Below are 11,380 nucleotides of genomic sequence, written 5' to 3' on the forward strand. Positions count from 1 at the left end.
GCGCTCCCTCGAAGAACAACCAGGAGCGCAACCGATGAAGATCCGTGCCACTGCCATTGCCGCTGTTGTCACCGCAGCGGCCTCGCTCATCGCGTGCAGCACGCCAACCTCGACCGGCGGCCCCATCGACGATGCGAAGCTGCAGGACAGCATCCGCACGGTCGTCGTGATCTTTGCGGAGAACCGCGCCTTCGACAACCTGTACGGCCTGTTCCCCGGCGCCGACGGCATCCCCGGCGTGAACCCGTCGTCGCGCGGCACCTGGCAGCCGCAGACCGAGCGCGACAGCAACGTCGTGCTGCCCAAGCTGCCGCAGACCTGGGGCGGCGTCACCGCGGCGGGCCAGGCGGTGACGCTGGCACAGGGCGCGACCGCGAACCAGGACAACCGGCCGTTCCAGATCGATGCCGATGCGGGCTACCAGGGCAGCGGCGTGAAGGTCGGGCAGGACGTGATCACGCGTGACCTGTACCACCGATTCTTCGAGAACCAGATGCAGATCAACGGCGGACGCAACGACAAGTTCGCTGCCTGGGCCGATGGCGGCGGCCTGTCGCTCGGCTACTACGACGGCAGCCGGATGCGGCTGTGGCAGATCGCGCAGCAGTACGTGCTGGCCGATCGCTTCTACATGGGCGCGTTCGGCGGCTCGTTCCTGAACCACCAGTACCTGGTGTGCGCCTGCGTGCCGGTGTACCCCGATGCCGAGCAGTCGCCGGCCAAGGGCTCGATCTCGGTGGTCGACCGGCTGGCCGATGGGCGCTGGAGCGCGCGGCTGACGACGCGGCCCGACTCGCCGTCGTCGGCGATCGCCGGGCCGCCGAAGTACGTCAACAGCAGCAACCTGACGCCGGCCAATTACGCCGGCGACGGCAAGTACTACGCGGTCAACACGATGCAGCCGGCCTACCAGCCGAGCGGCGTGCCACCGGCGGCGACCGGCAGCGACCTGCTGGCCGATGCGGGCAAGGCCAACACGCTGCCGCCGCAGACGCAGGCGACGATCGGCGACATGCTCGACCGCAAGGGCGTCGACTGGGCCTGGTACGGCGGCGCGTGGAACACCGCGACCGACGAAGGCCGGCAACCGGCAGCGGTGGCGCGCAAGGTCATCTATGCGTCGCCGATCGGCTTCCAGACGCACCACCAGCCGTTCAACTACTACGCGACGGTCGACCCGACCGATCCGGCGAAGGCCGCGTACCGCAAGGCGCACCTGAAGGATTTCGACGAGAGCTTCCTGAAGGATGCGGCCGCGGGCACGCTGCCGCCGGTGACGTTCTACAAGCCGCAGGGCAACCTGAACCAGCATGCCGGCTATGCCGACGTGGCGTCGGGCGACCAGCACATCGCCGACCTGATCGCGAAGCTGCAGCAGAGCCCGCAGTGGAAGCACATGCTGGTGGTCGTGACCTACGACGAGAACGGCGGCTTCTGGGACCACGCGCCGGTGCCGAAGGGCGACATCTGGGGCCCCGGCACGCGCATCCCGGCGATCATCGTGTCGCCGTGGGCGAAGAAGGGCTTCGTCGACCACACGCCGTACGACACCGGCTCGATCCTGCGCTTCATCACGCGGCGCTGGCAGCTGGAGACGCTGCTCGGGTTGAAGATGCGCGATGAAGGGCTCGCGAAGAACGGGTCGGCGGCGATGGGGGATCTGACGCAGGCGTTGAATCTGCGTTGAGCGAGCCGGGCCTCACTCGCCCGGCACGTAGCCGTCCGTCAAGGTCTTCAGGAACGCGATCACATCCGCGATCTCCCGCGCATCGAGCGCCGGCTTGTCCCCCGCGACCCGGTCGAACGGCGGATCGCGATTGACGTTCTCCTTCAGCGCCCCCGGCAGGTCGTCATATAGCTCGACCCGGCCGTCTGCGCCGACGCCGTACCAGCGCTTCGGATCCAGGTCGCGCGTCACGTAGAACTGCATGACTTCGTCCAGCGTGTGCAGCACGCCGTTGTGGAAGAACGCCTGCCGCAGCGCCACGTTGCGCAGCGTCGGCGTGCGGAACGCGCCGCAGTGCTCGGGCCGGTCGACCAGGTCGCGGCGCTCCGGCCCGCACAACCCCAGGTCGTGGAAGCCCGCATCGCGGTTCGCGGGCAGCTCGCGGTTGCGCGGCACGCCGACCGCGATGTGGCCGTGGTCGGTGAAGGCCGGGAACGCGCCGGTCGTCGCGCTGATCGCGCTCGGGTGGCATGACGCGCAGTTGCCCTTGGCCTCGTCGTTGAACAGCGCGAGGCCGCGTGCCTCCTGCGGCGAGAGGCTCGCGCGGCCGCGCAGCACCGCGTCGTACTTGCTGCTGTACGGGTGGAACTGCGCCGCATCCTGCTGGAACATCTCCAGCGCCAGCAGTGCCCACTGAAAGGCCGGCTCCACCGCATCGAGCGCATCGGCCCCGAAGGTGGCGCGGAACTCGCCGGCATACGGTGCGCGGCGCAGCCGCTCCACCACCTCGGCCGCGCTCGCATTGGCCATCTCGTTCGGCGACAGCAGCGCCAGCCCCGATTGCTCGTGCACCGTCGCTGCGCGGCCGTCCCAGTCGTGGCCGCCGGCCGGGCCCTGGTCGACGCTCTCGTCCACGTCGTCGTCGAAGCGGTGCTCGGTGAACGGCGGCACGTTCTGCAGGTAGCGCAGCGAGGGCGTCGCGCGAAAGCCGAGCGCCTGCCCGTCGCGCCCGCCCGGCTGCACCGGCTTGCCGTTCGGCGGGCCGTAGGCCGAGGCCGGGTCGTGGCAGCTGCCGCAACTCTGTTCGCCCGAGGCCGACAAGGCCGCGTCGAAGAACATCGCGCGCCCGAGCGCCTGCATGCGCTTGAAATCCGGCTGCCGCTGCGCCTGCATCGCATAGGCTTCGGCCGCCTGCGCGGCGGCGGGTGCCAGGCAGGGGCGGCCGGCCAGCAGCAACAGCGCCGCGAGCCCGAGGCGGGCCGCTCGCAGGACGGAGAGCGGGAGGGAGCGAGGGAAGGAGGCCGTCATCGAAGCGCCGATTCTGCCGTCCCGGCCGCCGCGGCCGTGGCATTTTCCCGTTCGTTGCGGCAAGTCCCGAGGCCGTGCGGCGCGCGGCGGGACTATGCTGCGGGCCGAGGGGGTTTGATCGAGCATGCAGATGTCGTCGCGTTGGTTGCCGGGCTGGGCGTGTGCGCTGTTCCTGGCCGCCGGCGGAGTTCCGGCGGTCGCCATCGCGGCCGACAAACCCGATTGCCCCCGCCCGATGAGCCTCGCGCTGCATGAGCACGGCCTGCTCTATTCGGGCGTCACCGGCGAGGGCATCGACAAGGACATCGCCGACGAACTGTCGCGCCGCAGCGGTTGCAAGTTCATCGTCTCGGTGCTGCCGCGCGCCCGCATCTGGCAGCTGATCGAGGGCGGCGCGCTCGACTTCAGCCTGTCGGGCATCACCAACCCGGCGCGCGAGCAGTTCGCCGCGTTCGCCTGGTACGTGTCGAACAAGTACTACCTGCTGGTGCGCCAGGATGCGAACGTCGCCGCGCTGGCCGATTTCGAGCGCAACCCGCAGCTCAAGCTCGGCGTGATCCGCAGCTTCCGCTACAGCCCGACCGCCAACCGCCTGGTCGACGCGCTCGATGCGCAGGGCCGCGTGAGCCATGCGTCCAGCCTCGAGCCGCTGTACCAGGTGCTGCTCGACAACCGCGTGCAGGCGATGATCATCGAGCCCTTCGACTACCCGACGGTGCAGCAGGGCACGATCCGCGCGCAGACGCGCATCGTCGAGTTCGACGACCCGGCGGTGCCGCACGGCTTGATCATGTCGAAGAAGTCGGTGTCGCCCGCGCAGCAGCAGGCTTGGCGCGCACTCATCGACGAGATGCGGGCCGACGGCAGCATGCGGCGCATCTTCGAGAAGTACTTCTCGGCCGAGCTGGCGCGCACGATGACGCAGTTCTAGCACGGGCCCGGTGTGAAGCGAGCCCTTCCGCTGCTGATGTCGCTGCTGGTCGGGGCCGTCTCGCTGACGGTCACCGCGCTCGCGTGGCACCACGAGCGCGCGTCCGAGACGGCCGCGCTGCGCGCGAGCTTCGACTTCGGGCTGCGCCAGGCCACCAGCCGCATCGAGCAGCGCATGGCCGCCTACGAGCAGATGCTGCGCGGCGTGCAGGGCCTGTTCCTCGCGTCCGGCGCGGTCGACCGCGCGCACTTCGACCGCTATGTCGACGCGCTGCTGGTCGGCGTCGACTTCAACGGCCTGCAGGCGATCGCCTACGGGCCGCTGGTGCAGGGGCCCGACGTGGCGGCCCACGAGGCCGCACAGCGCCTGTCCGGCGTGCCGGGCTACCAGGTGCGCCCGCCCGGGCCGCGCGCGAGCTATGTGCCGGTCACCTACATCGCACCGGCGGTCGGGCGCAGCCTGGGCGCGCTCGGCTACGACATCTCCACCGACCCGTCGCGCCGGGCCGCGCTCGACAAGGCGCGCGATTCCGGCAACGTCGCGACCACCGGGCGCATCCGCCTCGTCACCGAGCCCGACCACGCGCCGCAGTACGGCTTCCTGATGCTGCTGCCGCTGTACGCGCCGGGGCAGCCGGTCGACAGCGTGGCCGCGCGCCGGCGCAGCGTGGTGGCCTGGGTGTGGGCGGGCTTTCGCATCGGCGACCTGATGTCCAGCCTGTACGGCGAGTCGACGCCGGGCCTGGACCTGCGCATCTACGATGGCATCGAGCTGAGCGACGACGCGCTGATGTACCGCTCGATCGGGCCGGAGGCCGACCGCCAGCCGGCGCGTTTCGAGGCGCAGGAGTACATCGGCGTGGCCGGCCAGAGCTGGACGGTGCAGGTGCGCAGCACGCCGGAGTTCGAGGCGCGCCACCACCGCGAATCGGCGCGCATCATCGGCTTCGCCGGCATCGGGCTGAGCCTGCTGCTGGCCGCGCTCACCTGGCAGCTCACGACCGGGCGCATGCGCGCCTACAGCGTCGCGCGCGTGATGACGCGCGAGCTGCGCGACAGCGAGCGGCGCTACCGCCGCATCGTCGAGACCGCGAACGAGGGCATCTGGCTCGTCAACGCGCAGGCCTGCCTGTCCTTCGTCAACCCGAAGCTGTTGCGGCTGCTCGGGCAGGGCGCGGCCGACATGCTGGAGCGCCCGCTCGCCGAGTTCGTCGACGACCCCGGCGGGCAACTGGCGCCGGCCGTGCTGGCGAGCCGCCGGCCGGGCACCGTCGAGGCCGTCGAGCTGCGCATGCTGCGCAGCGAAGGGCAGCCGCTGTGGGTGTCGATGTCGGTCACGCCGGTGTTCGACGAGGCCGACCGCTATGTCGGCTCGCTCGGCATGGTGACCGACATCAGCGAGCGCAAGCAGGCCGAGGCCCGGCGCGCGCTGCTCGAGGCGCAGCTGCGCGAGTCGCAGAAGATGGAGGCGATCGGCACGCTGGCCGGCGGCATCGCGCACGATTTCAACAACATCCTGGCGGCGATCCTCGGCAACGTGTCGCTGGCCCGCGACCGGCTCGACGATGCGCACGGCGCGACGCCGCCGCTGAAGCAGATCGAGATGGCCGGCGTGCGCGCGCGCAGCCTGGTGCAGAAGATCCTCGCGTTCAGCCGCATGCAGCCGCACGAGCTGGTGAGCCAGCCGATGCGGCCGATGATCGAGGAGTCGATCGCGCTGCTGCGCTCGACGCTGCCGGCGACGGTCGAGCTCGTGCTGGCGCTCGAGGACCGGCCGCTGTTCGTCAGCGCGGACGCCACGCACGTGCAGCAGATCCTGCTGAACCTGTGCACCAACGCCTGGCATGCGCTGCAGGGCAGCAGCGGGCGCATCACGATCGGGCTGGACGAGCGCCGCATCGACGCCGACGAGGCGCAGCGCCTGGGCGAACTGGCGCCGGGTCCGTGCGTGCACCTGTGGGTGGCCGACAACGGCGTCGGCATGGACGAGGCCACGCGCGCCCGTGTGTTCGAGCCGTTCTTCACCACCAAGCGGGTCGGGCAGGGTACCGGCCTCGGGCTGTCGGTGGTGCACGGCATCATGACGGCGCATGCCGGCGCGATCGATGTCGAGAGCGAGCCGGGGCGCGGCAGCACCTTCCACCTCTACTTCCCGCTGTTGCCGCTCCGGCCGCAGCGCGCCGACGCCACCGCCGAGCCGGCGCGCGTGCCGGCGGGCCGCGGCCAGCACGTGATGGTGGTCGACGACGACCCGGCGATGCTGTTGATGGTGGAGAGCCTGCTGCAGCGCGCCGGCTACCGCGTGACCGGCATCGACCAGCCGCGCGACGCGGCAGCGAAGCTGCAGGCCGATCCCGCGGCCTACGACCTGGTGGTGACCGACTACAACATGCCGGAGCTGACCGGCATGGAGCTGGCGGCCGAGATCGCGCGCATCCGCGCCGACCTGCCGGTGGTGATCAGCTCAGGCTTCATCTCCGACGAGATGCGGGCCGCGGCGCAGCAGGCCGGCGTCAAGGGCCTGATGCAGAAGGAGTACACGCTGGAGCAGCTGGGCGGCATCGTGCATGCCGTGCTGAACCCGGCGCCGGGCGCCGGGTGACAGGGATCACCAGCCGTCGCTGCCGCCGCCGTCCGAGCCACCACCCCCGCCGCCGCTGTCCCAGTCGCCGCCCGAGCCGAAATCGACCGAGCGGCTCGACAGCTCGTCGGCCGCGCCGTTGTCGAAGTAGCCGGGGCTCATGCCGCCATCCGATGCAGGGCTGGCCGACGACGAACCGCCGTCGCGGTGGCCGTCCAGCAGCTTCTCGGCCAGCATGCCGGCCGCGAAACCGCCGGCCGCTGCCAGGCCGGTGCCCAGCATGCCGCTGCCCTGGCCGCCGCCCATCGGGCTGTAGTTGGGGCCGTAGCCACCGCTCTGCATGCCGCCGTAGGCGGGCGCCATCGACTGCACGTTGCGGCGGGCGCTGAACATGCGCCACAGCAGCACCGCGATCACCGCGAAGCCGGCGCCCCAGATCCAGCCGGGAATGCCGCTGCTGCGCTGCGCGGCGGCGCGGGGTGCCTGCGCCGCGGTACCGGTACCGGCCGCCGTGCCGCCGGCCGAGGTGGTGGCGCGCTGCTCACGCTCCAGCAGCTGCTCGAAGCTCTTGAACTTGTCGGGCTGCGTGAAGCCGATCGCCGGGTCGAGCTGCTGCGCGAGGCGGGCCTCCTGGAGCGCGAACTCGAAGCGCTTGTTGTGCGCCAGGATCTCGGCGTAGACGTAGTGCGCCTTCGCGCTGCCGGGCTTGGCCGCGACCACGTCGCGCATCAGCACCTCGGCCTGGGCATAGTTGCCCTTCTGCACCTCGGCCTGCACATCGGTGACGGACGGCAGCGCGAACGCCGCGGCCGACACCAGACCCATGGCCACGAAGGCCAGCATGGCAAGAAGTCGTTTCATGTCCGTTTGCCTTTCATAAGGAATCTGCGGCCTTCAGGTGGGGGCCGATGCGCCGGTCACAAGGGCCTGCCGCAGCTCGGCCCGGGCGTGCCGCATCACGGCGATGCCGCCCTGCAGGCCGAGGCCGGCCATCAGCAGCGCGACCACGACATCGGGCCACATCGTACCGGTGCCGAACACGCCGACCGCCGCCAGCAGCACCGCGGCGTTCCCGATCGCATCGTTGCGGCTGCACAGCCACACCGAGCGCATGTTGGCATCGCCCTCGCGGAAGCGGTAGAGCAGCAGCGCGACGCCCAGGTTCACCGCCAGCGCCAGCGCACCGATCCAGCCCATCGTGGCCGGTGCCGGCGACGCGCCGTACCAGGCATGCCACAGCGCCAGCCCCAGCACGCCGGCGCCATAGACCGCCATCGTCGCGCCCTTGAGCCAGGCGACCCGCGGCCGCCAGACCGCGGCCATGCCGAGCGCGACGAGGCTCAGCCCGTAGTTGACGGCATCGCCGAAGAAATCGGCCGCATCGGCCAGCAGCGAGGCCGAATCGGCATGCACGCCGCCGCCGATCTCCAGCACGGCCATGCCGGCGTTCAGCGCCAGCGCGACCCACAGCACGCGGCGGTAGCCGGCCGACACCGGGCCGGTGGGCAGGTGGTCATGGGAATGGCCGTGGCCGCCTGCCCCGTCGTGGGCGTGGCTCTGGTTGTCGTGATCGCAGCAATGTCGTGACATGGACAACTCGTGGCAAGGCGGAAGCGCTGTGGCACATTCGAAAGCCTGGAGTCCCTCCAAGGTCAAGTCCCCATGCGCATCAAGGATGTATCCGAAGCCACCGGCGTGCCGGCCGACACCATCCGGCACTACGAGAAGGCCGGGCTACTGCCGCTGCCGGCGCGCGCCGGCAACAACTACCGCCGCTACACCGAGGCCGATGTGCAACGGCTGCGCTTCATTCGCAACTGCCGGTCGCTGGACATGAGCCTGGACGAAGTGCGCCCGCTGCTCGACTTCCTGGACCACCCGCAGGCCGATTGCTCGAAGGTGGATGCGGTGATCGAGGGCCACCTGGCGCACGTGCGCGAGCGGCTGGCGAGCCTGCAGGTGCTGGAGCGCCAGCTGGAGCTGCTGACGCAGGTGTGCGGCCCGCAACGCATGCACGAACTTTGCGGCATCGTGATGGCGCTGTCGAAGGATGCGCCGGGCGGCGTGCCCCCGACCGGCCGCGGCGTGCACACGACCTGAATCCCGACCCTACAATTCGCGCCGCAGCGGTCCGTGGCGGCCGCGTTCCGGAAAGCCTCCTCATGAACAACGAGCCCCCCGCCGACAAGCCCGTCGGTCACAACCACGGTCCCGACCTCTCGCACATCGCCCCGCGCGACAAGGCGGAGATCCTGGCGCAGGCCCTGCCGTACATCCGAAAGTTCCATGGCAAGACCATGGTCATCAAGTACGGCGGCAACGCGATGACCGATCCGGCGCTGCAGCAGGATTTCGCCGAAGACGTGGTGCTGCTGAAGCTGGTGGGCATCAACCCGGTGGTGGTGCACGGCGGCGGGCCGCAGATCGAGGACGCGCTGGCCAAGATCGGCAAGAAGGGCACCTTCATCCAGGGCATGCGCGTCACCGACGAGGAGACCATGGAAGTGGTCGAGTGGGTGCTGGCCGGCCAGGTGCAGCAGGACATCGTCGGGCTGATCAATGCGGTCGGCGGCAAGGCCGTCGGCCTGACCGGGCGTGACGGCGGGCTGATCCGCGCGCACAAGCTGAAGATGGTCGACCGCGACGACCCGACCAAGGTGCACGATGTCGGCCAGGTCGGCGAGATCGAGTCGATCGATCCGTCGGTCGTCAAGGCGCTGCAGGACGACCAGTTCATCCCGGTGATCTCGCCGCTCGGCTTCGGCTCGGAGAACGAGAACTACAACATCAACGCCGACGTGGTCGCCGGCAAGCTGGCCGAGGTGCTGAAGGCCGAGAAGCTGCTGATGCTGACCAACATCCCCGGCGTGCTCGACAAGCAGGGCAAGCTGCTGACCAACCTGTCGGCGCGCGAGATCGACGAGCTGTTCGACGACGGCACGATCAGCGGCGGCATGCTGCCGAAGATCGCTTCGGCGCTCGATGCCGCGAAGAACGGCGTGAACACCGTGCACATCATCGACGGCCGCGTGCCGCACGCGATGCTGCTCGAGATCCTGACCGAGCAGGCTTACGGCACGATGATCCGGAGTCATTGAGCCCCCCAGTCGCTTCGCTCCTGCCCCCAAGGGGCGCTACCCAGCGGCCCGGCAAAGCCGGTTCCGCGGGCGTTGCTTGATGGGGGCGCCAGGCTTCGCCTGGCGCGTTACTTCGGCGGGTAGCCTGCCTCCGTCAACGCCGCCGCGAGGAGGCTTCGGTCCGACGCCGATTCCACCTCGACGGTGTGCTCCGCCAGGTTCACCACCACCAGCGCGTGCGGATCCGCCTCTTTCAGCGCCTGTGTCACCGCCTTGACGCAGTGGCCGCAGCTCATCCCGTCCACTTGAAACTCGATCATCTCTCTCTCCAATGACATTGGTCGACAGTGACGCACTGTGAAGCTTGCCACGATGGCAAGGTCAAGCCTCGGCGCGAAGCCCCACGACGCACAAGGCCTTGACCTTGCCATGATGGTAAGGTCGACAGTCGCGTCATGAACACGAACTCCCTGTCCCTCAGCATCGGCGGCATGACCTGCGCGTCGTGCGTCGCGCGCGTCGAGAAAGCCTTGCAGCGCGTGCCCGGCGTGGTGTCGGCGACCGTCAACCTCGCGACCGAGCGCGCCGAGGTGCAGACCCGCGGCGGCGATGCCGCGGCGCTGCTCGCGGCGGTCGAGAAGGCGGGCTACGCGGCGCATGTGCACGAGGACGACGAGGCGCCCACTACCGCAGCGCCAGCCTGGCCGGTGATCGTGGCGGCCGCGCTGTCGCTGCCGCTGGTGCTGCCGATGTTGCTGTCGCTCGCTGGCATCGAGGCGATGCTGCCGGGCTGGCTGCAGTTGCTGCTCGCTGCACCGGTGCAGTTCGTGCTCGGCGCCCGCTTCTACCGCGCCGGCTGGAAGGCGCTGCGCGCGCGCGCCGGCAACATGGACCTGCTGGTCGCGCTCGGCACCTCGGCCGCCTTCGGGCTCAGCGTGCAGCAGCTGCTGGCGCATGGGGCGCAGGGCGGCCACGGCCACCTGTATTTCGAGGCGTCGGCGGTGGTGATCACGCTGGTGCTGCTCGGCAAGTGGCTGGAGCAGCGCGCGAAGCGCCAGGCCACCGATGCGATCCAGGCGCTGAACGCATTGCGCCCGCAGACGGCGCGCGTGCGCCGCGACGGCGTCGAGCGCGACCTGCCGATCGCGCAGCTGCAGGTCGGCGACCTCGTCGTGGTGCGGGCCGGCGAGCGCCTGCCGGTCGATGGCGAGGTGCTCGAAGGCGAGAGCCACGTCGATGAATCGCTGATCACCGGCGAAGGCCTGCCGGTGCTGCGCCAGCCGGGCGCGCGCGTGATCGGCGGGGCGGTCAACGGCGAAGGGCTGCTGCTGGTGCGTGCGACGACGCTCGGCGCCGCATCGGCGCTGTCGCGCATCGTCCACCTGGTCGAATCCGCGCAGGCGAAGAAGGCGCCGATCCAGCAGCTGGTCGACCGCGTCAGCGCGGTGTTCGTGCCGGTCGTGCTGGCGCTGGCCTTGGTCACGCTGCTCGGCTGGGGCATGGCGACCGGTGGCTGGGAGCAGGCGGTGCTGAATGCAGTGGCGGTGCTGGTGATCGCGTGCCCGTGTGCGCTCGGCCTCGCGACGCCGGCGGCGCTGATGGCCGGCACCGGCGTCGCGGCGCGGCGCGGCATCCTGATCAAGGACGCCGAGGCGCTGGAACGCGCGCGCCAGGTCGACATCGTCGCGTTCGACAAGACCGGCACGCTGACCGAGGGCCGGCCGGAGCTCGTCGCGTGCGAGGCGGCGGACGGCGATGCGCAGGCGCTGCTCGCCGACAGCGCGGCGCTGCAGGCCGGCAGCGAGCACACGCTGGCGG

10 protein-coding genes are annotated in these 11,380 nt (G+C 70.5%); 6 read left to right on the forward strand and 4 right to left on the reverse strand.

What is annotated here, in order from left to right; genetic code table 11:
* Positions 1–34 precede the first annotated feature (34 nt).
* Positions 35–1,687, forward strand: a complete 1,653-nt coding sequence (acpA, locus tag AC1D1T_RS12780; protein WP_477991946.1) for an acid phosphatase — start codon at positions 35–37, stop codon at positions 1,685–1,687.
* 12 nt (positions 1,688–1,699) lie between these two features.
* On the opposite strand, the gene AC1D1T_RS12785 is transcribed toward acpA, so the two are convergent.
* On the reverse strand, positions 1,700–2,974 hold the full coding sequence (locus AC1D1T_RS12785; RefSeq protein WP_477991947.1) for a cytochrome-c peroxidase: 1,275 nt from the start codon (positions 2,972–2,974) through the stop codon (positions 1,700–1,702).
* A 130-nt stretch (positions 2,975–3,104) separates the two neighbouring features.
* On the opposite strand from AC1D1T_RS12785, the gene AC1D1T_RS12790 reads away from it, so the two are divergent.
* Positions 3,105–3,905 carry a substrate-binding periplasmic protein gene (locus AC1D1T_RS12790; RefSeq protein ID WP_052211290.1) on the forward strand — a complete coding sequence of 267 codons (801 nt, stop codon included), beginning with the start codon at positions 3,105–3,107 and terminating at the stop codon, positions 3,903–3,905.
* Positions 3,906–3,917: 12 nt separating this feature from the next.
* Entirely contained in the window at positions 3,918–6,506 is a 2,589-nt protein-coding gene (locus tag AC1D1T_RS12795; protein WP_477991948.1) for a CHASE domain-containing protein, read from the forward strand.
* 6 nt (positions 6,507–6,512) lie between these two features.
* Here AC1D1T_RS12795 and AC1D1T_RS12800 read toward each other — a convergent pair whose 3' ends face one another.
* Both AC1D1T_RS12800 and AC1D1T_RS12805 read right to left on the reverse strand, forming a co-directional pair.
* Complete coding sequence (locus tag AC1D1T_RS12800) at positions 6,513–7,346, reverse strand: tetratricopeptide repeat protein (RefSeq protein ID WP_477828537.1); 834 nt, start codon at positions 7,344–7,346, stop codon at positions 6,513–6,515.
* A gap of 33 nt (positions 7,347–7,379) precedes the next feature.
* Positions 7,380–8,075 carry a cation efflux transmembrane domain-containing protein gene (locus tag AC1D1T_RS12805; protein WP_477828536.1) on the reverse strand — a complete coding sequence of 232 codons (696 nt, stop codon included), beginning with the start codon at positions 8,073–8,075 and terminating at the stop codon, positions 7,380–7,382.
* A 72-nt stretch (positions 8,076–8,147) separates the two neighbouring features.
* Between AC1D1T_RS12805 and AC1D1T_RS12810 the strand changes: the two genes are divergently transcribed.
* Both AC1D1T_RS12810 and argB read left to right on the forward strand, forming a co-directional pair.
* Positions 8,148–8,585: a Cd(II)/Pb(II)-responsive transcriptional regulator gene (locus AC1D1T_RS12810; protein ID WP_477991949.1), complete on the forward strand. Its 438-nt coding sequence runs from the start codon at positions 8,148–8,150 to the stop codon at positions 8,583–8,585.
* A gap of 62 nt (positions 8,586–8,647) precedes the next feature.
* Positions 8,648–9,583 carry an acetylglutamate kinase gene (gene argB / locus AC1D1T_RS12815; protein ID WP_047500810.1) on the forward strand — a complete coding sequence of 312 codons (936 nt, stop codon included), beginning with the start codon at positions 8,648–8,650 and terminating at the stop codon, positions 9,581–9,583.
* A 107-nt stretch (positions 9,584–9,690) separates the two neighbouring features.
* Here the strand turns inward: argB and AC1D1T_RS12820 are convergent, their stop codons facing one another.
* Positions 9,691–9,882, reverse strand: a complete 192-nt coding sequence (locus AC1D1T_RS12820) for a heavy-metal-associated domain-containing protein (protein ID WP_047500812.1) — start codon at positions 9,880–9,882, stop codon at positions 9,691–9,693.
* 135 nt (positions 9,883–10,017) lie between these two features.
* On the opposite strand from AC1D1T_RS12820, the gene AC1D1T_RS12825 reads away from it, so the two are divergent.
* Positions 10,018–11,380 (forward strand): heavy metal translocating P-type ATPase (locus AC1D1T_RS12825; protein WP_477991950.1); only part of this gene is annotated, 1,363 nt, incomplete at its 3' end.

It is taken from the genome of Rhizobacter sp. P2_H3 (assembly GCF_056403355.1).

Coding starts and splice junctions, on each gene's coding strand:
- acpA (WP_477991946.1), top strand. CDS start 35: ATGAAGATCCGTGCCACTGCCATTGCCGCTGTTGTCACCGCAGCGGCC.
- AC1D1T_RS12785 (WP_477991947.1), bottom strand. CDS start 2,974: ATGACGGCCTCCTTCCCTCGCTCCCTCCCGCTCTCCGTCCTGCGAGCG.
- AC1D1T_RS12790 (WP_052211290.1), top strand. CDS start 3,105: ATGTCGTCGCGTTGGTTGCCGGGCTGGGCGTGTGCGCTGTTCCTGGCC.
- AC1D1T_RS12800 (WP_477828537.1), bottom strand. CDS start 7,346: ATGAAACGACTTCTTGCCATGCTGGCCTTCGTGGCCATGGGTCTGGTG.
- AC1D1T_RS12805 (WP_477828536.1), bottom strand. CDS start 8,075: ATGTCACGACATTGCTGCGATCACGACAACCAGAGCCACGCCCACGAC.
- AC1D1T_RS12810 (WP_477991949.1), top strand. CDS start 8,148: ATGCGCATCAAGGATGTATCCGAAGCCACCGGCGTGCCGGCCGACACC.
- argB (WP_047500810.1), top strand. CDS start 8,648: ATGAACAACGAGCCCCCCGCCGACAAGCCCGTCGGTCACAACCACGGT.
- AC1D1T_RS12820 (WP_047500812.1), bottom strand. CDS start 9,882: ATGATCGAGTTTCAAGTGGACGGGATGAGCTGCGGCCACTGCGTCAAG.